Annotated in this window: 19 protein-coding genes; 11 read left to right on the top strand and 8 right to left on the bottom strand. The window is 36.6% G+C overall.

All coding sequences use genetic code 11. The annotated features are described in order from the left end of the window. Window positions 1-320: 320 nt before the first annotated feature. The gene (gene pruA / locus D5J18_RS00005; protein WP_119056970.1) at window positions 321-1952 is read left to right on the top strand and encodes an L-glutamate gamma-semialdehyde dehydrogenase; all 1632 of its coding nucleotides are present in this window, start codon (window positions 321-323) and stop codon (window positions 1950-1952) included. 90 nt (window positions 1953-2042) lie between these two features. Here pruA and lon read toward each other — a convergent pair whose 3' ends face one another. Then, the gene (gene lon / locus D5J18_RS00010) at window positions 2043-4460 is read right to left on the bottom strand and encodes an endopeptidase La (protein ID WP_119056971.1); all 2418 of its coding nucleotides are present in this window, start codon (window positions 4458-4460) and stop codon (window positions 2043-2045) included. Between the two features lie 150 nt (window positions 4461-4610). Next, a complete protein-coding gene (locus D5J18_RS00015; RefSeq protein ID WP_119056972.1) occupies window positions 4611-6926 on the bottom strand; it encodes an inorganic phosphate transporter in 2316 nt (771 codons plus the stop codon). Window positions 6927-7054: 128 nt separating this feature from the next. On the opposite strand from D5J18_RS00015, the gene fabD reads away from it, so the two are divergent. Together fabD and D5J18_RS00025 are read left to right on the top strand one after the other, a co-directional pair. Further along, window positions 7055-7930 carry an ACP S-malonyltransferase gene (fabD, locus tag D5J18_RS00020; protein ID WP_119056973.1) on the top strand — a complete coding sequence of 292 codons (876 nt, stop codon included), beginning with the start codon at window positions 7055-7057 and terminating at the stop codon, window positions 7928-7930. Continuing rightward, window positions 7917-8810 (top strand): GYDIA family GHMP kinase, encoded by an 894-nt coding sequence (locus tag D5J18_RS00025; RefSeq protein ID WP_119056974.1) that lies wholly within the window; start codon window positions 7917-7919, stop codon window positions 8808-8810. Before fabD ends, D5J18_RS00025 begins: the two co-directional genes overlap by 14 nt. 93 nt (window positions 8811-8903) lie before the next feature. Here D5J18_RS00025 and metK read toward each other — a convergent pair whose 3' ends face one another. Further along, complete coding sequence (gene metK, locus D5J18_RS00030; protein WP_119056975.1) at window positions 8904-10160, bottom strand: methionine adenosyltransferase; 1257 nt, start codon at window positions 10158-10160, stop codon at window positions 8904-8906. Between the two features lie 311 nt (window positions 10161-10471). Between metK and rpsO the strand changes: the two genes are divergently transcribed. Beyond that, the gene (rpsO, locus tag D5J18_RS00035) at window positions 10472-10741 is read left to right on the top strand and encodes a 30S ribosomal protein S15 (RefSeq protein WP_119056976.1); all 270 of its coding nucleotides are present in this window, start codon (window positions 10472-10474) and stop codon (window positions 10739-10741) included. A gap of 211 nt (window positions 10742-10952) precedes the next feature. On the opposite strand, the gene xerA is transcribed toward rpsO, so the two are convergent. From xerA to dusB, 4 genes are read right to left on the bottom strand one after another with little or no spacing between them, the layout of a single operon-like run. Next, window positions 10953-11846, bottom strand: coding sequence for a site-specific tyrosine recombinase/integron integrase (gene xerA, locus D5J18_RS00040; protein WP_311394694.1), 894 nt, complete (start codon window positions 11844-11846; stop codon window positions 10953-10955). Next, window positions 11821-13410 carry a S41 family peptidase gene (locus D5J18_RS00045; protein WP_119056977.1) on the bottom strand — a complete coding sequence of 530 codons (1590 nt, stop codon included), beginning with the start codon at window positions 13408-13410 and terminating at the stop codon, window positions 11821-11823. The genes xerA and D5J18_RS00045 overlap by 26 nt, the downstream gene beginning before the upstream one ends. A 4-nt stretch (window positions 13411-13414) precedes the next feature. Further along, a complete protein-coding gene (locus D5J18_RS00050) occupies window positions 13415-13840 on the bottom strand; it encodes a deoxycytidylate deaminase (protein ID WP_119056978.1) in 426 nt (141 codons plus the stop codon). 42 nt (window positions 13841-13882) lie between these two features. After that, window positions 13883-14872: a tRNA dihydrouridine synthase DusB gene (gene dusB, locus D5J18_RS00055; RefSeq protein WP_119056979.1), complete on the bottom strand. Its 990-nt coding sequence runs from the start codon at window positions 14870-14872 to the stop codon at window positions 13883-13885. A 25-nt stretch (window positions 14873-14897) separates the two neighbouring features. Between dusB and D5J18_RS00060 the strand changes: the two genes are divergently transcribed. The 7 genes from D5J18_RS00060 to atpG all read left to right on the top strand — a co-directional run bounded on the left by D5J18_RS00060 (window position 14898) and on the right by atpG (window position 20492). After that, entirely contained in the window at window positions 14898-15104 is a 207-nt protein-coding gene (locus D5J18_RS00060; protein WP_119056980.1) for an AtpZ/AtpI family protein, read from the top strand. Window positions 15105-15530: 426 nt separating this feature from the next. Further along, entirely contained in the window at window positions 15531-16652 is a 1122-nt protein-coding gene (gene atpB / locus D5J18_RS00070; protein ID WP_119056982.1) for a F0F1 ATP synthase subunit A, read from the top strand. A gap of 34 nt (window positions 16653-16686) precedes the next feature. Beyond that, on the top strand, window positions 16687-16878 hold the full coding sequence (atpE, locus tag D5J18_RS00075; RefSeq protein WP_165844929.1) for an ATP synthase F0 subunit C: 192 nt from the start codon (window positions 16687-16689) through the stop codon (window positions 16876-16878). Between the two features lie 91 nt (window positions 16879-16969). Beyond that, window positions 16970-17470: a F0F1 ATP synthase subunit B gene (gene atpF / locus D5J18_RS00080; RefSeq protein WP_119056984.1), complete on the top strand. Its 501-nt coding sequence runs from the start codon at window positions 16970-16972 to the stop codon at window positions 17468-17470. Further along, the gene (gene atpH / locus D5J18_RS00085; RefSeq protein ID WP_119056985.1) at window positions 17470-18012 is read left to right on the top strand and encodes an ATP synthase F1 subunit delta; all 543 of its coding nucleotides are present in this window, start codon (window positions 17470-17472) and stop codon (window positions 18010-18012) included. Before atpF ends, atpH begins: the two co-directional genes overlap by 1 nt. A gap of 27 nt (window positions 18013-18039) precedes the next feature. Beyond that, window positions 18040-19620, top strand: a complete 1581-nt coding sequence (gene atpA / locus D5J18_RS00090) for a F0F1 ATP synthase subunit alpha (RefSeq protein WP_119056986.1) — start codon at window positions 18040-18042, stop codon at window positions 19618-19620. Window positions 19621-19625: 5 nt separating this feature from the next. Next, window positions 19626-20492 carry an ATP synthase F1 subunit gamma gene (gene atpG, locus D5J18_RS00095; protein ID WP_119056987.1) on the top strand — a complete coding sequence of 289 codons (867 nt, stop codon included), beginning with the start codon at window positions 19626-19628 and terminating at the stop codon, window positions 20490-20492. 79 nt (window positions 20493-20571) lie between these two features. On the opposite strand, the gene recO is transcribed toward atpG, so the two are convergent. Further along, a complete protein-coding gene (gene recO / locus D5J18_RS00100) occupies window positions 20572-21288 on the bottom strand; it encodes a DNA repair protein RecO (protein ID WP_119056988.1) in 717 nt (238 codons plus the stop codon). Between the last annotated feature and the right edge of the window lie 52 nt (window positions 21289-21340).

Genomic DNA, 21340 nt, shown 5'->3' on the forward strand with positions numbered 1-21340 from the left:
TAGCTCATTGCTTGTGTGTGTGTGTGTGTGTGTTTACACTTTATTTTGAAACTCACAAATTTCATTTGTTAAAATTTCGTTATTTTTTTGTTAAAAATTTTCGTTGAGATTTTTCTCTTCTCTCAACCTGCCCGCAAATGTATTTTACGTTTTTGAATTATGCAAATTTGTTTTTTTTAAAGCAGAGGTATTTTTTTTTAAAGGCTTTAGAAATTTTTGAGAATTGGCGTTTTTTGGCTTTTTTTGGTTGAATTATAATATTTTCTTTGATTTTTAGTAACTTTGGGAAACATCAATAAATCATAAAATTAAATTATATTATGCCAAAAGGAATTTATAATGTGCCTTATGCAGTGAACGAACCTGTTTTGTCTTATGCTCCGGGTTCTCCTGAGAGAGCTTCTCTGCAGGCGGCTTACGACGAAATGTACAACCAAGTAACGGAAGTGCCAATGAGGATTGGGAACCAAGATGTTACAACAGGTAATAGTGTAGATATTCGCCCTCCACATGACCACCAGAAGGTTGTAGGGCATTTCTACAAAGGGGATGCGAGCCACGTGAAACAAGCGATTGCTTCGGCTTTGGAGGCGAGGGAAGAATGGGCTAACCTGCCGTGGGAGCATCGTGCTTCTATCTTCTTGAAGGCTGCTGATTTGATTGCTGGGCCATACCGCGACAAAATGAATGCGGCTACCATGATTGGGCAAGGGAAAAATGCTATGCAGGCTGAGATTGATTCTGCTTGTGAGTTGATTGATTTCTTGAGATTTAACGTTCAGTTTATGACTGAAATTTATGCTGAACAACCCATTACTGAAGGGGCCATCTGGAATCGTGTGGAATATAGGCCATTAGAGGGTTTCTTGTATGCTGTTACGCCGTTTAACTTTACTGCGATTTCTGGTAATTTGCCTACTTGCATGGCTATGCTGGGGAATGTTGTAGTCTGGAAACCAAGTAATAAGCAAATGCTGAGTGCTGGTGTTTTGATGGAAGTTTTCAGGGAAGCTGGTGTGCCAGATGGGGTCATCAATATGATTCAAGGTAGTGCGGCAGAAATTACAGAAGAATGCTTTAATCACCCAGATTTTGCTGGGGTTCACTTCACGGGTTCTACGGCTGTTTTCCACCAATTCTGGAAAAAAATCGGTGATAATATCGGCATCTATAAAAGCTACCCGAAAATTGTAGGCGAAACTGGCGGAAAGGATTTCATTTGGGCTCATCCAACGGCGGATAGGAAGGCTTTGGCAACGGCTATGACTCGTGGTGCTTTTGAATATCAAGGGCAAAAATGTTCTGCGGCCTCTAGAGCTTATGTTCCGCAAAGTATGTGGGAGGAAGTGAAAGGGTACATGCAAGAGGATTTGAATGAAATCAAAGTAGGTGACCCGAGAGATTTTACCAATTTTGTGAATGCCGTTATCAGCAAAGAATCTTTTGATAAAATTAAAGGTTATATTGATAGAGCTAAAGAAAGTGCTGATTCTGAAGTTATTTTTGGTGGAAATTGTGATGATAGCAAAGGTTACTTCATTGAACCGACTGTGATTTTGGCTAAAAAACCTAAGTATGAGTCTATGTGTGAGGAAATCTTCGGCCCTGTGTTGACGGTTTATGTTTATGAGGATGAGCAATGGGAAGAAACGCTGGATACGGTGGATTCCACCTCTGTGTATGCCCTGACGGGAGCTATCTTTGCGCAAGATAGGTATGTTATCAAAAAAGCTACGGATAAATTGGTGAACGCTGCGGGTAATTTCTACATCAATGATAAACCGACTGGAGCCGTGGTGGGGCAACAACCTTTTGGCGGAGCTAGAGCTTCTGGTACAAATGATAAAGCGGGGTCTGCACAAAATCTGTTGCGTTGGTTATCTCCACGCTTGATTAAAGAAAATTTTATTCCACCAAAAGATTATCGTTATTCGTTTTTAGACGAAGACTAATATTTTTTTAAAGGCTTAAAAAATTATTCTAAAAAAAACCACCTTTTTCTGAGGTGGTTTTTCTGTTTATATTTCTGTTTATATTTTTGTTTATGCCTTTGTTTTCAGTAGAGCAATTTCCAAAACTTCTTCCATTCGGTTTACGAAATGAAATTTCAAACCCGTTAAATACTGTTCATTTATTTCTTGAACGTCTTTTTGATTTTGTTCACACAAAATAATTTCTTTGATTCCTGCGCGTTTTGCTGCTAGAATTTTCTCTTTGATTCCCCCCACTGGCAAAACTTTCCCCCGCAATGTGATTTCGCCTGTCATCGCAATATTTTTTTTAACTTTTCTGCGGGTGAATGTACTCACAATACTTGTAAGCATTGTGATTCCGGCCGAAGGACCATCTTTGGGTACAGCCCCCTCTGGAACATGAATGTGCACGTTGCTCTCTTCTATTTTTTGCAGCGGAATATCAAAGCTCTCGTGATTAGCTTTCACGTATTCTAAAGCAATTTGAGCTGATTCTTTCATGACTTTACCCAAATTCCCCGTCATAGACAGATTTCCCTTTCCTTTTGATAAAATGGATTCGATGAATAAAATATCTCCGCCCACGCTCGTCCAGGCCAGCCCAGTTACAACCCCAGGAACATCATTGTTTTCATATTTATTAGACTCCTGCGGGGGGCCTAAAATTTCTTCTATTTTTTCTCTCGTCAATTTAGGGTCAACATCTTTCTCCATTGCGACATCCTTGGCAATGAAACGTGCCAGCGAAGCTATCTTTTTATCTAGCATACGCACACCAGACTCTCGTGTGTACCCATCTACCAAAAAGGTTAACTCCTTCTTCCCTATCTTGATGAAGTCTTTCGCCAAACCATGATCTTCTAGCTGCTTGGGTAATAGATGTTTTTTAGCAATCTGTATTTTTTCCTCAACGGTGTAGCCATTGACTTGCACCATTTCCATGCGGTCTCGCAGTGGAGCCGGAATGTTTGAAATATCATTAGCCGTGGCAATGAACATGACGTTAGACAAATCGTATGCCTGATCTAAATAATTATCATGAAACGTCGTGTTCTGCTCTGGGTCTAGAACTTCTAGCATGGCAGAAGTTGGGTCGCCCTGATTACTACGCCCGAGTTTATCAATCTCATCTAACACAAAAACGGGGTTTGAAACGCCAGCTCTTTTGATGTTTTGTAAAATTCGCCCCGGCATTGCTCCAATGTAAGTTTTGCGGTGCCCACGAATTTCTGACTCATCATGTAGCCCCCCTAGCGACATGCGCTGGTACTCGCGCTGGAGTGCCCGTGCAATGGATTTACCGAGTGAAGTCTTCCCTACACCGGGTGGGCCATACAGGCATAGAATTGGCGACTTCATGTCTCCTTTTAATTTCAATACTGCTAAATATTCCAAAATTCGCTCTTTGACTTTCTCTAGGCCATAGTGATCTTGGTTTAAAATTTTCTTGGCGTAGTTGATGTTTAATTTATCTTTAGAAACTTTTTGCCAAGGCAAGTCAAGCATGAATTCCAAATAATTTCTTTGAATAGAAAATTCTGGCATCTGCGGGTTGAGACGCTCCATTCTCTTCAACTCTTTATCAAAGTATTGTTGTGGTTCCTTGCCCCATTTTTTATTCTTCGCTCTTTGCCTTAATTCTTGAATTTCTTGGTCGCTACTGAATCCTCCACCCAATTCTTCTTGAATGGTTCTCATCTGCTGATTAAGAAAATATTCGCGCTGTTGCTGGTCTAGCTCGTATTTAGTTTTGGAATGGATGTCATTTTTAAGCTTTAATTTCTGAAGCTCAAAATTCAAGTGACGTAAAGTTTTTGTGGCTCGTTCTTTTATAGAAGATTCATTCAATAAATTTTGCTTGTCTTCCATGTTCAAATCCATATTGGAACTCACAAAATTGACTAGAAATGAGGGGCTCTCAATGCTTTTCACCGCAAAGCTTGCTTCTGAAGGCAAGTTGGGGCTGTTTTTCACGATTTGAATCGCTACATCTTTGATGGAATCAATAATGGCGTCATATTCTGCATCGTTTTTCTTTGGTTTTTTGTCTGAAAGTAATGTTATCTCGGCTTTGAAGTAGGGGTCTTCTGATATGAATTCAATAATCTTAAATCTTCTTAAGCCTTGTAGAATAACAGTCGTGTTGCCATCTGGCATTTTTATCATTTTATGAATTTTGGCAACTGTACCGATTTTTGAAATATCGTTTTGCTCAGGTTCATCTTGCTTTACATCTTTTTGGGAAGTTACCCCGATATATTGTTTCTTGGCGTAAGCTTCTTTTAGAAGGTGAATGGATTTATCTCGCCCTGCCGTGATGGGAATTACCACTCCTGGGAATAAAACTGTGTTTCTTAGTGGTAAAATAGCTAATACATTAGGTACATCTGTATTGAGTAATTGCTGCTCTTCTTCCTCAGAAAGCAATGGAATGAATTCAGAATCTTCTGTAATGTTATCTTGAAATGTCAAATTGTCAATTTTCATGAAATGGGGTGCTAATAAAATATTCGAATTAATTTAAACTTTAAAAATTTTATTTGCTTAATTTTTAAAGGCTTAAAAAAATTATTTAAATCGTTTCAATTTAATATGAAACGTGTAGAGACAAATTCAATACCAATTAAACGGAAACTGCTATTTTGTCAATTTACCTTCTTTAGAAATTCGTGTGTAGAGTTTTAAGAAGCGAGCTGCTACGGCGACTAAATCCTTCATTTCTAGTAATAGTGTGAAATAAAGAGATGTGTTTTTGAAGCCATATTTTTTGTTCATAATACCGTTGATTTGCTGGCTGGTAGCTTCTTCGATTTCTCTCAAGAAATTATTTTTCCTAGTGATGAGTTCTTCCAATCGTGCATCAGAAAAATCTCTAGCCGCTATCGTTTCTCTCAAATACGTCAAGTAGTCAGATAATAAATATTTGATGACACCTAAATGCTTGCACTGTTCCTTAGTAAGTGGTTTGTGATTATTTTTCACATGCACGGTAGCGGATTCTACAATTAGGGTTAAACTTTGTAGAATATCTTGCATCAAATCGTAAGTCAAAACATATAAATGAGCTGAAGTTGTCTCGTTGGAATGGTTTTTCTTGATGATTTTAAAAAGGCCATTTTTCACCATGGAATATTTCAAATTCAGGTCGTTTAATTTATCATTGGCATCATTGAGTGCTCTTCGGTTTTCTTTGGTAATTCCAATATTTGTCAACTCAAGCGTTCGTTTAATTTCGCCCAAAGAGCTTTCCACATTTTCTGTCAGTAGCCCCAGGGTTTCATTTACATCTTTATAATTAATTGCTTCTCGAGTTTCAGATAATTTATCTCGTTTTAATTTATTGGTATGAAGTTTTGAAGTTTTATAAATACTGAATACAACTAATAAAGCTAGAAATGATATACCATAAATCCCGCCATAGTACATGATTGCTGCAAACAAAGCGGCGACAGAAGAGGCCGTGAGGGCAGTCAAAAACCATCCGCCAATTACATTCATCACCCCGGCAACTCTGTAAACTGCACTTTCTCTACCCCAAGCTCGGTCGGCCAAAGAAGTACCCATTGCTACCATGAAGGAAACATACGTGGTGGAAAGCGGCAGCTTCAAATCTGTTGCAATGGCTATCAATACCGAAGCTGTCACTAAATTGACTGAAGCTCTCACTAAGTCAAAATGAGCTACAGCTTTCTCATTTTCAGTCACGTCTACAGCAGTGAATTTAAGATTTAGTCGGGCAATCAAAGAAGAGGGCAAAACCTTTATCAGTTCTTTATTTATACTTGAAGAGCTGTTCACAATAGCTCTTGCCACATAATTCGGTTTAAATCTTTCTGCTACTTCAGACTGTGCTCCTAGTTTAATTTCAGTTTCCGTGACTGTTTTTGCTTTTTTTGAAAACCAAAGCGTCAGAGACATAACAATGCCCGCCATTAAAAGCATAAAATAAGGTGTCGCAACTTTTCCTGCCAAGCCAATCATCAGTAAATCAGTCGGTGCTGCTGCTGACTGATTCCATAGGTTAAATGCCTGCCACCCAGCTATAGGAACGCCAATGAAGTTAACTAAATCGTTCCCTGCAAACGCCATGGCTAAAGAAAAAGTACCAAATAGCACCACCATTCTCAAGGGATTGACATTCCATTTTTGAAGTAAAAACAGAGTTATACTTGAAATAATGAAAGTAATGAACAAAAATACTGGAATATTTATAGCTACCCAATCATAGAAATACTTGAAATTTTGCTGAAATAAATTCATTTGATTTGGGTCTACATCCTTCACCACAGAACCCATTCCTTTAAAAATCAAAAAATATAAAATCGCGGCAAAAGCTACCCCACTGAAGATAGAGCCAGCAAATTTCAATCGATTATCATACCTAAATGAAAAGAATAATCTAGAAATGAATTGCACCAAGGCTCCTACCGTAAATGCAATTACAACTGAAAGTAAAATGCTATAAACAATCTCGCCCGCTTTTTCCCAATTCATAAAGCCTGTAATGCCTGCCTCAGGATTATCATGATTAAATAAAACATTCATCGGCAAACCATCTTCCAGTACTTTGATTACAGAAAGCGCAAATGAAGCTCCTAAAATCTCAAACACAATAGAAACCGTTGTAGAAGTCGGCATCCCAAACGTATTAAATACATCTAGTAAAATGATATCCGTAATCATCACTGCCAAGAATATCACCATAATTTCATTAAAATAGAAATACTGCGGATTGAAGATCCCCTTTCGGGCTACTTCCATCATTCCGCCAGATGTCATGGCTCCCAGCATTATCCCCACAGAGGCAATAATCATGATCGTTCTCCACTTTGCAGCATTAGACCCAATTGCGGAATTCAAGAAATTCACAGCGTCGTTACTCACCCCTACAACCAAATCAAAAAAGGCTAAACAAAACAAAAGACCGACAATGATGATATATATTTGATCCATAAATTTATGTTAACACTCAAATGCAAAAATAAAATTTCTTGCTAGCTTTAATGTTAAATTAATGTATAATTTAATTTTTGTTTCTAAATAAAAGTTGGATATTGCCAATATTTATAAAAAAGAAATTTATGAAAGCATTTGTTTTCCCAGGTCAAGGAGCTCAATTTACTGGAATGGGCAAAGATTTATATCAAAAATCAAAAGAAGTTCAACTTCTGTTTGAACAAGCTAAAGATTTATTAGGTTTCGATATTCAAAAAATCATGTTTGAAGGCAACCCCGAAGATCTAAAGCAAACTAAAGTCACTCAACCAGCCGTTTTTTTGCACTCCATTGCTGCACTAAAATTCATCAGCTCAGAAAAACCTTCTGCCGTTGCCGGGCATTCTTTAGGCGAATTCAGCGCTTTGGTGGCGGCTAATGTTTTGAATTTCGAAGACGCTTTACGCTTAGTCAGCCAACGAGCTCATGCCATGCAAGCTGCTTGTGAAAAACAAAATTCTACAATGGCTGCAATTATAGGATTGGAAGATGAAAAAGTTGAAGAAATCTGCCAAAATGTAGCAGATATTGTCGCCCCCGCAAACTACAATTGCCCAGGCCAATTAGTCATTTCTGGCGAAACCAAAGCAGTAGAACAAGCTTGTGAGAAGTTAAAGGAAATCGGCGCAAAACGTGCCTTGATTCTTCCCGTGAGCGGAGCCTTCCACTCTCCGCTAATGCAACCAGCAGAAGATGACTTGGCTAAGGCGATAAAAAACATTGAATTCCAAGAAGCTGTGTGCCCCGTTTATCAAAATTTCACCGCAAAAGGCACTACCAATCCTACCCAAATTCAAAACAACTTAATTAGTCAATTAACAGGAGCTGTCCGCTGGACGCAATGCGTGCAAAATATGATAGCTGATGGTGTGGAAGAATTCGTGGAAATCGGCCCTGGCAAAACCTTGCAAGGTTTAATCAAAAAAATCAACGGAAACGTAGAAATCAGTGGTATCAGCTAAAAGTTTCTATGCCCACGGGAAATTATTGCTAACGGGAGAATACGCCGTTTTGGACGGAGCTGAAGCGCTTTGCCTACCCTTGCAGTTGGGGCAAAAAATGAGAATCAAAAGTTGCAAAAACGACTTTCTGAGCTGGGAAGCTTATTTGCCAAATCAGAGAGTTTGGTTTACCGCACGCTATGATTTGAATCTCAATTTGATAGAAGCTAATAATGCTGAACCTGCGAAATCTCTTGAAGGAATTTTAAAAGCCTTAAAAAATTTAAACCAAAATTTATTTTTAAAAGGCTTAAAAATTTCAACTTTTTTAGAATTTGATAAAAACTGGGGGCTAGGCAGTAGCTCGACTTTAATCAGTTTATTAGCCCAATGGGCTGAAGTCAATCCATACCAATTCCTGAATAAAACCTTCGGTGGGAGTGGGTATGATGTTGCCTGTGCCACGGCTCAGAAACCTCTTATTTTCAAGAATGGAAATGCGCAGCCCGTGAATTTTGATCCGCCGTTTAAAGATTTGATTTATTTTGTTTATCTAAATCAAAAACAAAATAGCCGAGATTCCATCAATTTATACCGTCAAAAAGAAAAAAATGAAAGCTTCATTCAAGAAATGTCTCTTTTAACACAGAAAATCACAAAAGCTCAAAATTTATCTGAATTTGAAACATTAATATGCCAACACGAGGAAATCGTGAGCCAACAGATTGGGGAAGAGCCTGTTCAGCAAAAGCTATTTCCTAATTACTCCAGTGGAGTTATAAAAAGTTTAGGGGGCTGGGGCGGCGATTTTGTTTTAGTTACAGGAAAAAAAGAAGCTTTAAATTATTTTTCAGAAAAAGGATTCTCAACGATTTTTAATTACTCTGAATTAATTTTGTAAAGCTTCTATAAATTTTATAAAAAAGAAAAACTTCAAAATCGATTTTAGTTAATTCATTTTGAAGTTTTTTTAAGGCTTAAAAAATTCTCACTTTTATTTAAATTGAACTAAACCTTTTAGCTCATCGGTAATGTCTAATTTTTCCCACGTGAAGAGTTCTACTTCTACTTCGATTTTTTCTCCACCATTGCCGATAAAAGTTTTTTTCACATTTTGTGGTTTTCTACCCATGTGGCCGTAAGATGCCGTTTCTTGATAAATCGGATTTCTTAACTTAAAACGTTGTTCTATAGCATAAGGGCGGTAGTCAAATTTATCTAAAATAAGATTTGCTAATGCTGCATCACTCTCTACAATCTTGCTGGTCCCGTAGGTGTTAATAAATAAATTCATTGGCTTGGCCATGCCTATTGCATAGGAAACTTGCACCAATGCTTCGTCGCAAATCCCTGCTGCGACAATGTTTTTAGCTAAATGACGCATTGCGTAAGCGGCTGACCTATCGACTTTGCTCGGGTCTTTTCCGCTAAAAGCACCGCCACCATGTGCGCCCTTACCTCCGTAAGTGTCTACAATAATTTTTCTTCCCGTCAAGCCACTGTCGCCATGTGGGCCACCAATCACAAATTTACCAGTTGGGTTGATATGATATTCGGTTTCGGTACTAAACAGGTTTCGTAATTCTATTGGCAATTTTTGCAAAACACGCGGAATAATGTATTGGATAATATCTCTTTTGATTCTTTGTTGCATGGCCTCATCATCACCAAAGGGGTCATGTTGCGTAGAAATCACTACCGTTTTCACAGAAACAGGTTGATTATCATCACTGTACTCTACTGTCACTTGCGCTTTGGCATCAGGGCGAAGATACTCCATCCCCTCACCATTTTTTCTCACGTCGGCAAGTTCCATCATCAGTCGGTGTGATAAATCTAGCGCCAGCGGCATATAATCTTCGGTTTCACGCGTGGCGTAGCCAAACATCATCCCTTGGTCACCAGCTCCTTGCTCTAATTTTTCTTCGCGGTCTACACCTTGGCGAATGTCTGAAGATTGCTCGTGAATTGCTGATAAAATCCCACAAGATTCAGCAGAGAAATTTAATTCACTATTATTATAACCGATTTTGGAAATAACGCCACGTGTAATCCGCTGTAAATCAACGTAAGCCTTAGAGTTCACTTCTCCTGCTAAAATCACTTGCCCTGTAGTCACTAGAGTTTCACAAGCGACTTTGCTCTCGGCGTCGAAGGCTAATAAATGGTCTAAAATGGCGTCAGAAATTTGGTCTGCAATTTTATCTGGATGCCCTTCTGATACTGATTCTGATGTAAAATAATATGACATAAATTATACTATTAATAGAAAAATCAGCGGGGTGCAAAATAAAAAAATGAAGTTTTCGTATTAGCATTTTTTAGAGAGGTTGCAACCCGTCAAATTTGTCCTCATTTTATTTTTAGGCTACAAATATAATTTTTTTCTTTACTTTAAACCAAAAATTTATCAAATTATTTGCTTTAGATAGATTGAGAGTTTTAATCTGTTTTAATTATTTTTTGATTCTTCTCTTTTTTTCTTGAAAATTTTCTAAGCCTTAAAAAATTTTGTTCTATATTTGCCAACTCGTACATAATAATCATTTAAATAATATTGGAATGTATTTAGATCCACAAAAGAAAAGAGAAATTTTTGAAAAACATGGCGAAGGCCCTAACGATACGGGCTCGCCAGAGAGCCAAATCGCGCTATTCACTTACCGCATCAACCATCTTTCTGAACATTTAAAAAAGAACAGAAAGGATTTTAATACCGAAAGGTCTTTGGTGAAATTGGTGGGTAAAAGAAAGAGTTTACTTGATTACCTCATTAAAAACGATATCGAGAGATACCGTAACATTATTAAAGAATTGGGTATCAGAAAGTAAATTGATTTTTCATAGATTTTTTTGAATGGCAGATTTAAATAAATCTGCCATTTTTTTAAGGCTTAAAGTCTTTCGTTTTTCTTCTGTTGTAAACGTTTTTTTCCCTTTTATTTTCTGAATATACAGCGGGTTTCACTGCTGATGAAATTCAACAAATGGCACTCATGGCTGATGAAATTTCACTTGTAGTGCGTAAATTCTAACCAAATACTCAATCATATCTCAGCTTTTCTATCGTAGCACGTAGATGTTCTCGGCTCACATGCGTGTAAATTTCCGTCGTCATAATGCTCTCGTGCCCCAACATCAGCTGTATTGACCTGAGATTTGCTCCGTTTTCTAAAAGATGCGTTGCAAAACTGTGACGAAACGTGTGCGGACTAATGTTTTTTTGAATTCCAGCTAATTTTGTATATTTCTTCACAAGAGTAAAGATCATCACGCGCGTCAAAGCTTCTCCTCGGTTATTGATAAACACATGGTCTGAGAATTTCTCTTTCACTTTTTGATGCCGTCTAGCCTCATTTAGATAAAGTTTAATTAATTTTTTGGTATACGCTGCCAGAGGCACCAGCCTGGCCTTCCCCCCTTTCCCCCAAACTTTGATGAAATCTTCTTCGAAGAATAAATCAGAGATTTTTAATGCTGTGATTTCAGAAACACGCAATCCACATCCGTACAAAGTCTCAAAAATAGCTCGGTTTCTATGTCCATGCTTTTGGCTTACGTCAACAGCTGCAATGATTTTATTGATTTCCTCTAACATTAAAGTTTCAGGAATTTCTCTACCCACGGACGGCTTCTCTATTTGTTCGGTAGGATTTTCTACAATTTTTTTTTCAAGCCTTAAAAAATCAAAAAAACTCCGCACTCCCGAAATCAATCGTGCTTGTGAAGTGGGAGCTAATTCCCTGCTCATTTGGTAATTAAACTCACGCACCTCATCAATATCAATTTCAGTAGGATGCTTATCGGGGTAGAATTGCATGAGTTTTCTTACATCTCTCTTGTAGTTTTCTATTGTATTTTGGGAGAGATTCCTTTCTAATTTTAAATAAATTAAAAATTCATTTAAAGCTTCATTCCATTCCATGAGCAATTTCATAAGCTTTGTTTATAATTTCATCTTGATGACGCCAAATGCGGTAAAAAGCCTTTTGGTCATACAACATTTCTGCCATGCGTGCCTTGATGTAAGTTGCCAAGTAATCTTTATCTTTTGGCTCAAAGGGGTGCTTGACTGTGCTGGATTCTTGAATGAATTTCAGTGCCAAATCATCTGCATTATAAAAGATGATAAAATGTTCTCTTTTAATTTTTTTAAACTTTGATAAATTTTCGTCTAAATTTTTAAAAATAAAATAACTCAAAGCCTGTTCAAATTCCTGAGTATAAACCAAATACTTCAGGCGAAGGGTATCTAGCGGAATAAAAACATCTGGAATAATGCCCCCGCCACCATAGACGATTTTTCCTTTTGGTGTTTTGAATTTGAGTGAATCTATTTTTTTAATGCTATCTAAACTAAAAAATTCTCCTCTCATGAATCGGTTAGATAAATCTTTTTTATACTCCTCTGAGTTGATTGCATAAGGTTTCTGTATCGAACGCCCCGTTGGTGTAAAGTAATGAGCTGTGGTCAATCGAACTTTTGAGCCATCTCCCAAGCTGATTTCTTTCTGCACCAATCCCTTGCCATAGGTTCTTCTGCCGATGATGGTACCGGCGTCTTGGTCTTGAATTGCCCCGGCAACAATTTCGCTTGCTGATGCTGATGATTCATCTACTAAAATGTAAAGCGGCATTTGCTCAAAGTCGCCTTCGGCAGTTGCATATCTATAAGATCTTTTCCCTGATTTGTCTTGAGTAAAAACAATGAGCTGATCTTCTCTGAGAAATTCATCTGTGATTTTTTCAGCCACACTCATCAGCCCTCCTGCGTTCCCTCTTAAATCAAAGATTAGACTTTTCATGCCTTGTTTTTTTAAGGCTAAAATGGCTTGGTGAAACTCATCGTAAGAAGAGTCTACGAATCGAATCAATTTGATATAGCCTACACGGTCATCTATCATATAAAAATCTACAACACTGGGCGAAGAAATAGTTCCTCTATCTACATTGACTTTCAAAATTTCCCCTCCGCGTAAAATTTTAAGCTCTATATTTTTTTCAGGATTTGATTCAATGTAGGCTGGTATACTATCTACATTTTGTTCTATAACATTTTTTTGATTGATTGCCAATAATCGATCTCCAAAAAATAATTTATCTTTATTAGGCGAGTTTGATAAAATTCTAATAATGACGGCGGTATCTTTTGGGCTATAGAATTCCACACCAATACCTTGGTAGCGCCCGTTCTGACTCTGTAAATTCCCAGCTGAATTATGCTTGGGGATATACATGCTGTGCGGATCTAAATTTTCCATGATGAAGTCAATGGTTCTATCTACCAAACTATCGGTATCTAAATCATCAACATATTGATGCTCTATCAAATTCATCAATCTTCTCATTTTTTGCTCATTGATGGAATAAGAAATCGCTATATAGTCATCGTTTTCATCTATGGCTATATCATAATTTTTCCCGAGGTGGTAGCCGAGCAGAATCAGCAAAATCACGGCGAGAATAATTAATAAAAAATTGAGAATTTTAAAGCCTTTCAAATTATTATAAAATATCTATTTGTTCTATCTTCACTCCAGCTTTTTCTAAAAATTCAAGCCCCGAAGTGTCTGAATATTTTCGGGAAAAGACTACACGCTTGATTCCCGATTGATGAATTAATTTACTACACTCTTTGCATGGCGAAAGCGTGATGTATAAGGTTGCTCCTTCACAGCTTTGGGTAGAAGAAGCTACCTTTAGTATCGCATTGGCTTCAGCATGGAGCACATACCATTTGGTATACCCCTCATTATCTTCACATGCGTTTTCAAATCCACTGGGAGTCCCATTGTACCCGTCTGAAATAATCATTCGCTCTTTCACAATCAGTGCTCCTACTTTTTTTCTTTTGCAATAAGACAACTCTCCCCATTCTTGCGCCATTCGAAGATAGGCTAAATCATATTTTTTCTGTTTTGAATCGCTCATTGTCTAAAAGTAATAAATTTAAAGTATATTTTTTTAAAGCCTTTAAAAATTTTCTTCTTTATAAAAATCTTTAATTTCTTCCAATAATTCTAAAATTAAAGATAAATCTAGAAGTTCTACCAATGTTTTTTTATACGGCCTGAAATGAGGTATTCCTTTAAAGTAATTATTATAGTGTTTTCTCATCTCCAGTAGCCCTAGCCTTTCGCCTTTCCACTCGCAGCTAAATTCCACGTGTTTTTTTACGACATCAATACGCTCTTCAATGCTAGCTTCTGGTAGCGTTTCGCCAGTCTGCAAAAAATGCTTGATTTCCTTAAAAATCCAGGGATTCCCTATAGCTGCTCGACCGATCATAATGCCATCAATCCCATATTTATTTTTATAAATTTCTGCTTTCTGTGGGCTATCAATATCTCCATTCCCAAAAATTGGAATCTCGATGTTGGGGTTCTTTTTCACGGCTGCAATTGGCTCCCAATCCGCTGTTCCTTTGTACATTTGCGCACGTGTTCGCCCATGAATCGATAAAGCTTTGATGCCAACCTCTTGCAATCGCTCAGCCACTTCATGAATATTGATAGAATCTGCATCCCAGCCTAAGCGCGTTTTTACCGTCACTGGAAGATGCGTAGAACTCACCACAGCCTTGGTGAGCCGCACCATTAAGTCTACATCTTTTAAAACGCCAGCTCCCGCACCTTTGGATACCACTTTTTTCACAGGGCAACCAAAATTAATGTCTACCAAATCTGGCTGTACGGTTTCTATTATTTTAGCCGATGAGGCCATCGCTTCTTCATCTCCACCAAAGATTTGAATCCCTACGGGGCGTTCATAGTCAAAAATGTCAAGCTTTTGCTTGCTTTTAATAGCATCTCTGATTAAGCCTTCTGAGGATATAAACTCTGAATACATCAAATCTGCGCCATTTTCTTTGCAAACTCTTCTAAAAGGTGGGTCGCTCACGTCTTCCATTGGCGCCAAAAGCAACGGAAAATCAGGCAATTCTATGTTTCCTATTTTAATCATAAATTTGCTGCAAATTTAATCTTTCATGGTCAACAATTCAAAAAATGATTGGGTAAAACTCAGCGGGGTAGGTTTAGAGATCGCCATCATTTTATTTATCTTAACTTGGGGTGGAAATTATTTAGACAAATATTTTGAGCAGGAGAAACCATGGTTAACTATTTTGGGTGCGCTAATAGGTATGGGATTTTCAGTTTTTTTATTAATTCAAATGACTACTAATGAAAAGTAATAATTTTTTAAGCCTTATATTTTTCTTACTATTATTGGCTCACAATGCGATTTGTTTTTATTTCGACATCCCAATCAAACTAATTTTAAAAACAGACGCTATCATGCTGATTCTCTTGCTTAGTATCATCGGAGCAATGTCTTATTCTCTCAAAAAAACTCCTCACCGTGCTGGTTTTGTTTTTTTAATTTTAATTGCTCTAAAGCTATTTATTGTCAAACTTTATTTAAATCAACTCCAAGAAAACATTAATTTAGATAATTCAAGTGTTTTTTTACTCCTATCATGCAATTTTATAATTTTTTTATTCTCAGTTGCATGGGCGGCTCGACGCCTCAATGATTTATAAAAAATAAAAAAAAGTTCATTTTTTTTCTAAATCTATTATCAAATGTATATTTTTGCGAAATCAAACACATGAAGTAAATGTCGAGACAATTTTTTAAGGCTTTAATAATTTTATTGATTTTATTTTCCACCAATATTTATGGGCAAGGTCACCATCAGGGCACAACGCCTGCTCATGATTCTCCTGCAGATCTTTCTATAGTGGATAAGAAAAGTCTTAGAGAAGAAATAAAAGAAGAGATTCAGCATCACTTGCTAGATTCACATTATTTTGACATTGCTCATGATAAAGAAACGCATGAGCACTATGGCTTTGCGTTGCCAGTTATTTTGGTTGACGATGGCTTAAAAGTCTTCATGTCGAGCGAATTTGAGCATGGTAAAAAAGTGGTACAAAAGAATAATAATTTCTATAAATTATACCATAATAAGATTTATAAAACTGACTCAGAAGGAAATATTCACTATGATGAGAATCATAAAGTGACAAACGAAAAACCATTGGATTTATCCATCACCAAAAATGTCTTCGTGATGTTTATTGCAACGATTCTTTTACTTTTACTATTCTCTACGGCAGCTAAATCTTACAAAAGAAAAGCTTTACCCAAAGGGATTGCAAGATTTTTAGAGCCTTTAATTTTATACATCAGAGATGAAATTGCTATTCCTAACATTGGGAAGAAACATTACAAAAAGTATATGAGCTTTTTATTAACCATTTTCTTTTTCATTTGGGTATTAAACATGCTAGGGTTAACCCCTTTTGGCATCAATGTAACGGGGAATATTTCAGTAACTTTTGTATTGGCTTTATTCACTTTCTTAACCACCAATTTGACAGGAAACAAAACGTATTGGAAGCACGTATTTGACCCATTAGGAGACAGCATGCCTTGGATTGCAAAACTTCCGATTTATATCATTTTGGTTCCGATTGAAATTTTGGGATTATTCGTCAAGCCATTCTCACTGCTGATTCGTTTATATGCAAACATTTCAGCGGGGCACATTGTGATGATGAGTTTAATTGGTTTAATCTTTTTATTTAAAAACTTAATTGGCGGCTCGATGTCATTTTTATTGGCCGTTGCCATTTCGATGATTGAATTCTTTGTGGCTTTGCTGCAAGCTTATATATTTACCATGCTATCAGCTTTATATTTTGGCTTAGCCGTAGAAGAACATAACGAGCATTAAAATTTAAAAATTCATTAACTAAATATTTATTATTATGGAAATTCCAGCTATTGTAGGTGCAGGTTTAATTCTAATTGGGGCAAGTCTTGGTATCGGTCGTATCGGGAGCTCTGCAATGGAAGCCATCGCACGTCAACCAGAAGCTTCAGGTAAAATTCAAGTTGCTATGATTATCGCAGCAGCTTTGATTGAAGGTTTGGCTTTTGCTGCATTATTTGCGGCTTAAAAAACAAAAAAAGCTACTGTTTAGCGGTTGGCGACAGTGGCTTTTTTAAATTATTTTTAGTAAATTTAGTTATAATTATTCTTTAAATCAGATGGAAAAACTTATAGAACAATTTTCTTTAGGACTTGTATTTTGGTCAGCGCTATGGTTTTTGGTTTTACTTTTTATTTTGCGTGCATTTGCTTGGAAACCTATATTAAAAGCAGTAGAAGAACGTGAAGAAGGAATAGAGAATGCCATGTTTGAAGCTCAAAAGGCGCGTGCCGAAATCGAAGAACTAAAAAGAGAAAACGAGAATAGAAGACAGCAAGCCTTGGCAGAAAGAGATGCTATATTGAAAGAAGCTCGTGATCTAAAAAATCAAACAATTAATCAAGCGAAAGAAGAAGCGAAGAAAGAAGCTGATAAAATCATATCTAATGCTAGGGAAAGTATTCAAATAGATAAAAATGCTGCTTTGGCTGAAATTAAAAGCGAAGTGGCTGCTATGTCTATTGGTATCGCAGAAAAAATTCTTGATAAAGAGTTAAATAAAGACCAGGCACAGCATCAATACATCGATTCTTTGATTAATGACATTAAACTAAGCTAATGACTCACTACAGAGCTGCTAAAAGATACGCTAAAGCCTTTATGCTTTTTCTCTCTAATAAAGAACAACGAGAGGAAATTATCAATGAAATTAAAAATTTAAATTTCATTTTATCTTCAAATCGAAAATTACGAGTTTTTTTAAAAAATCCTGTGATTGATGAGCAACAGAAATTAGGCATCCTTATGGAATTATTTAAACCTTACTCTACTGAAACCAAAAAATTAGTACAACTAATCATAAGAAATGGGCGTAGCGAAATTTTACCGAAAGTTGTAGAGGAAGTCATTACATACAATCGAAGAGAAAAAGGCATCAAAAAAGCTATTATCACTTCAACTCAACCTCTTAGCAATGAGCAAAATGATGCCATTAAGCAAAAATTACTTAACTTAGTAGAAGCCAACGATATTGAAGTTGAAAGTAAAATCAACCCTTCTCTATTGGGTGGCTTTAAAGTTAGAATAGAAGATTTATTGTTTGACGCAAGTGTTCAATCAAAATTAGACAACCTGAAAAAGGAATTTAATCTTAAAAAATAATAGTTTAAAGAATTACGAAATATCATCATGGCAGAAATAAATCCAGCTGAAATTTCAGCAATATTAAATCAACAGCTCTCCAACTATAATGCAGGTGAAGAGCTGTCTGAAGTTGGAACCGTCTTACAAGTAGGTGACGGTATTGCACGAGTTTATGGACTTGAAAACGCTCAATACGGCGAGTTAATTACCTTTGACAATGGCGTGGAAGGTATGGTGCAAAACTTAGAAGAAGACAATGTAGGTATCGTTTTACTTGGCGAATCCAATGAGGTAAAAGAAGGTGATACGGCTAAACGCACCAAGAAGATTGCTTCCATCAAAGTTGGTGAAGGAATGTTAGGTCGAGTGGTAAATACTTTAGGAATTCCCATCGACGGAAAAGGACCTCTTGAAGGCGAGCTATTGGATTTACCTTTAGAAAGAAAAGCTCCAGGCGTGATTTTCCGTGAGCCCGTTTCTGAGCCTCTTCAAACTGGGATTATTTCTATTGACTCCATGATTCCGATTGGTAGAGGACAGCGTGAGCTAATTATCGGTGACCGCCAAACTGGTAAATCAACAGTAGCCATAGACACTATCCTAAACCAAAAAGAATTCTACGACAGAGGAGAACCTGTTTTCTGTATTTACGTAGCCATCGGGCAAAAAGCCTCTACCGTAGCTCAGACTGTGAATGTATTAGAAGAGCATGGGGCGTTGCCATACACCGTTGTTGTAGCAGCCAACGCATCAGATCCTGCTCCTATGCAAGTTTGGGCTCCATTTGCTGGTGCGGCGATTGGCGAATACTTTAGAGACACAGGCCGTCCAGCCTTGATTGTTTATGATGATTTGTCTAAACAAGCTGTTGCCTATCGTGAGGTTTCTCTTCTTTTGAGAAGGCCACCAGGGCGTGAAGCTTACCCTGGAGACGTTTTCTATCTTCACTCCCGTTTATTAGAAAGAGCAGCAAAAATCATCAATGATGATGAAGTAGCTAAAAACATGAACGACTTACCAGAGTCATTAAAAGATAAAGTAAAAGGTGGTGGTTCTTTAACAGCTCTCCCAATCATCGAAACGCAGGCAGGCGACGTCTCTGCCTATATCCCAACTAATGTGATTTCCATTACAGACGGACAGATTTTCCTTGAATCTGATTTATTCAACTCGGGAGTTCGCCCTGCGATTAACGTAGGCGTATCAGTCTCTCGTGTAGGGGGGGCTGCTCAGATTAAATCTATGAAAAAAGTCTCAGGAACATTGAAGCTAGACCAAGCACAATATCGTGAACTAGAAGCCTTTGCAAAATTTGGCTCTGATTTAGATGCGGCAACGATGGCTGTCATCGGGAAAGGAGAAAGAAACGTTGAAATCTTAAAGCAACCAGTTAACTCCCCAATTCCTGTAGAAAATCAAGTAGCTTTGATATATGCTGGTACCAATAATTTATTGAGAAATGTTCCAATCGATAAAATAAAAGAATTCGAAGAAGAGTATATTAACTTTTTAAACACAAAGCATAGAGATGTTTTAGATCAATTAAAATCAGGTAAATATACCGACCAGCAAACTTCTGTCTTGAAAGGGGTTGCTCAAGAGTTAACCGCAAAATACAGTAGCTAAGTCCTATGGCAAATTTAAAGGAAATACGTAGTCGAATTTCTTCTGTTGGCTCAACCATGCAGATTACCAACGCTATGAAAATGGTTTCTGCTGCAAAGCTGAAAAAAGCACAAGATGCTGTAGAAAAAATGGGGCCTTATGCTGAGAAACTACGTGAATTGATTGCAAATGTAAGTATGAACCTTGAAGGTGAGATTAATAATGTCTATACCGAAAAACGAGAGGTAAAAAAGATTTTGTACATTGCTATTTCTTCCAATCGCGGTTTGGCTGGTGCTTTCAACACAAATGTGATTCGAGAAGTTAACCACTCATCTGAATTGCAAGATAAAAATGCCAAAATCTATCTCATGACTATTGGTAAAAAGGCAAATGATATTTTAAAAAAGAATTATTCTGTTTATGATAATGAAAGTCATTTATGGGATAATTTCAACTTTGAAACATCTTCTACATTAGCCAATAAAATCATGAAAGCCTTTGAAAATAAGGAATTTGATGAAGTGAGATTGGTCTACAATCATTTCAAAAATGCAGCAACACAAATTATCAAAAATGAGTTGCTACTCCCCATCGTTATCGAAAAAAATTCGGATGCAAATCAACATTCTGTTGACTATATCTTTGAGCCGAATAGAGATGAAATTTTATTAGATTTAATTCCTAAAACTATAAAAACACAATTATTTAAAGCTTTGCTCGATTCTAATGCCTCTGAGCACGGGGCTCGAATGACGGCAATGCATAAAGCTACTGATAATGCAGAAGAACTACGCCGAGATTTAATCTTACAGTATAATAAAGCGCGGCAAGCGGCAATTACTAATGAGATTTTGGAAATTGTGGGTGGTGCTGATGCTCTTGATGGCTAAAATTTTTGATGCATTTAAGAAATAAATTAAAATCCCAAAACGATAAATTTTGGGATTTTTTTTTAAGCCTTAAAAAATTTCAGTGAATAAGATGTTTTAAAATTTCTAAAGATTGAGGCGATCTGAAATTTGAGAGATGAAATTCAAAATATTTAAATAAAATATCCAACAGTATCCTTCTTTCTTTTTGGTTAAAAATTGTTTTTGACGTTAACGTAAATTCTTGATGTAATAATTTTTTAAATAACAAGGATTCTTCTTCTCCTATTGAGTAATCATAATTTTGACTTTCTAAGAAATTTCCTTCTTTAAGATTAAAGAAATTATTATTTGGATTATTCATGGGTTTAAGCCCGAAAAGACTAATGATTTCTTTAAAAAAAATCAAGTGAAAATCAGCAAAATTGTCTTTTTTCTCTGAAAAATTTTTTAAGGCTTTTAAAATATATTCATACAAATCACTATTTAGTGGTTCTTCTTTGAAGGTGTTTTTAAGAAATTCTGCAATTAGCTGAATTTGTAAACTTTTTATCGGGTGAGAAAAAATATCATCAAAATAATTCAAAATATCTACAGAATAGATATTGATTAATTTATTTTTATCGGCATTAGAGGGTAAAATAAAGGTAATTTCTGTGAGGGGATAAAGAATCGCTTTATTTTTCTTTTTTTTATTAAAAAAGCCTTTGAGCATCAAACTCAAATAGCCGTATTCTAGGCTATAAACATACAAAATCAAGCTACTTTCGCTATATTTGATGTAACCTAGGCTTATGGCTTTTAATTTTTCACTCATTTTTTTAAGGCTTAAATTTTTTCTAAAAATTTTTATCGCAAAAAGATAGGAT

The sequence above is a fragment of the Candidatus Ornithobacterium hominis genome (assembly GCF_900538215.1).
Lineage (GTDB): Bacteria > Bacteroidota > Bacteroidia > Flavobacteriales > Weeksellaceae > Ornithobacterium > Ornithobacterium hominis.

Bases quoted from the DNA above. Each gene is read 5' to 3' on its own strand.
- pruA (WP_119056970.1), top strand. From the start codon at position 321: ATGCCAAAAGGAATTTATAATGTGCCTTATGCAGTGAACGAACCTGTT.
- lon (WP_119056971.1), bottom strand. From the start codon at position 4,460: ATGAAAATTGACAATTTGACATTTCAAGATAACATTACAGAAGATTCT.
- D5J18_RS00015 (WP_119056972.1), bottom strand. From the start codon at position 6,926: ATGGATCAAATATATATCATCATTGTCGGTCTTTTGTTTTGTTTAGCC.
- fabD (WP_119056973.1), top strand. From the start codon at position 7,055: ATGAAAGCATTTGTTTTCCCAGGTCAAGGAGCTCAATTTACTGGAATG.
- metK (WP_119056975.1), bottom strand. From the start codon at position 10,160: ATGTCATATTATTTTACATCAGAATCAGTATCAGAAGGGCATCCAGAT.
- rpsO (WP_119056976.1), top strand. From the start codon at position 10,472: ATGTATTTAGATCCACAAAAGAAAAGAGAAATTTTTGAAAAACATGGC.
- xerA (WP_311394694.1), bottom strand. From the start codon at position 11,846: ATGAAATTGCTCATGGAATGGAATGAAGCTTTAAATGAATTTTTAATT.
- D5J18_RS00050 (WP_119056978.1), bottom strand. From the start codon at position 13,840: ATGAGCGATTCAAAACAGAAAAAATATGATTTAGCCTATCTTCGAATG.
- dusB (WP_119056979.1), bottom strand. From the start codon at position 14,872: ATGATTAAAATAGGAAACATAGAATTGCCTGATTTTCCGTTGCTTTTG.
- D5J18_RS00060 (WP_119056980.1), top strand. From the start codon at position 14,898: ATGGTCAACAATTCAAAAAATGATTGGGTAAAACTCAGCGGGGTAGGT.
- atpB (WP_119056982.1), top strand. From the start codon at position 15,531: ATGTCGAGACAATTTTTTAAGGCTTTAATAATTTTATTGATTTTATTT.
- atpE (WP_165844929.1), top strand. From the start codon at position 16,687: ATGGAAATTCCAGCTATTGTAGGTGCAGGTTTAATTCTAATTGGGGCA.
- atpF (WP_119056984.1), top strand. From the start codon at position 16,970: ATGGAAAAACTTATAGAACAATTTTCTTTAGGACTTGTATTTTGGTCA.
- atpH (WP_119056985.1), top strand. From the start codon at position 17,470: ATGACTCACTACAGAGCTGCTAAAAGATACGCTAAAGCCTTTATGCTT.
- atpA (WP_119056986.1), top strand. From the start codon at position 18,040: ATGGCAGAAATAAATCCAGCTGAAATTTCAGCAATATTAAATCAACAG.
- atpG (WP_119056987.1), top strand. From the start codon at position 19,626: ATGGCAAATTTAAAGGAAATACGTAGTCGAATTTCTTCTGTTGGCTCA.
- recO (WP_119056988.1), bottom strand. From the start codon at position 21,288: ATGAGTGAAAAATTAAAAGCCATAAGCCTAGGTTACATCAAATATAGC.